At 43.8% G+C, this 1,095-nt stretch carries 1 protein-coding gene; it reads left to right on the top strand.

Going from position 1 to position 1,095, the window contains the following annotated elements; genetic code table 11:
- Positions 1–386: 386 nt before the first annotated feature.
- The coding region (locus tag AB4503_RS24535) for a reverse transcriptase N-terminal domain-containing protein (RefSeq protein ID WP_372115849.1) at positions 387–1,095 on the top strand (709 nt) is incomplete at its 3' end.

Genomic DNA, 1,095 nt, shown 5'->3' with positions numbered 1-1,095 from the left:
ATAAGTCAGTATGATGAACAGAAGTGAATCCACGTCAGATGCGTAATTTCACAAGCAGCGGAAGTGGTTTAGACGCTGTAGCTAAATAAGCAACGAGAGTAGGAAAGAAGTTTGTGTGTATTCTTTCGTGATCGAAATGCTCTCCGCATTATAGTGGGCATCTACCCTGACATTACGAGACATACGGAACATGGTAAGCCTGTATCACTCCCTCTGGGAAAGCCTATGTGGCCGATAGTGATGCAGGTAAAGGAGGTTGGAGAAAGCGAAAGCTGGATTGTAATGATGCAGATACAGGCACATGCCTGATCACGAAAGTGAGCCTACTTCCAACTGGTCTCCCGTTGCGAGAGAGTTTGAAGAACTTTATTAAGGAAGAAAAGCAAATGATGATTTCGAACGAGATTAGTGCATCTTCTGACAGTGCACAATGGCAATCCATTAACTGGAAGGCTGTGGAGGCGCATGTCTTAAAGCTCCAAATGCGTATCGCAAAGGCAACTAGAGAAGGTAATCACGGTAAAGCAAAAGCCTTACAGTGGATACTAACCCATTCTCGTTCAGCAAAACTTCTTGCTGTTAAGCGAGTATCTCAAAACAAAGGTAGTAAAACGCCTGGAATAGATGGCGTGCTCTGGAATACAGATGCACGTCGCATGATTGCAGTGAATCAATTGAGTCGAAAAGCTTATCAAGCTAAACCACTCAAGCGTATCTACATCCCTAAAAAGAACGGTAAGCTTCGACCACTTGGTATTCCTTGTATGGCAGATAGAGCGCAACAAGCGCTCCACCTCCTTGCTTTGGAGCCTATCTCGGAAACAATTTCAGACCCAAATAGTTACGGCTTCAGACCAAACCGAAGCACTACTGATGCAATAGCGCAGTCTTTCTTATGCTTGGCTCAAAAGAAGGCAGCTAAATGGGTTCTTGAAGGAGATATTAAATCCTGTTTTGATAAAATCGGGCACCAATGGCTTCTTGATAACATCGCTGTAGACAAGCGTATGTTGGAACAATGGTTGAAGTCTGGTTTTGTAGATAAAGGGTTGTTTTATCGTACGGAAGAAGGCACGCCACAAGGTGGCATAATTT

Origin of the sequence: Vibrio sp. 10N.222.55.B11 (assembly GCF_041473705.1) — a bacterium.
Lineage (GTDB): Bacteria > Pseudomonadota > Gammaproteobacteria > Enterobacterales > Vibrionaceae > Vibrio > Vibrio crassostreae_C.
Note: the sequence above shows the minus strand (reverse complement) of the source record. Positions and strands in the feature narration are given on the sequence as shown.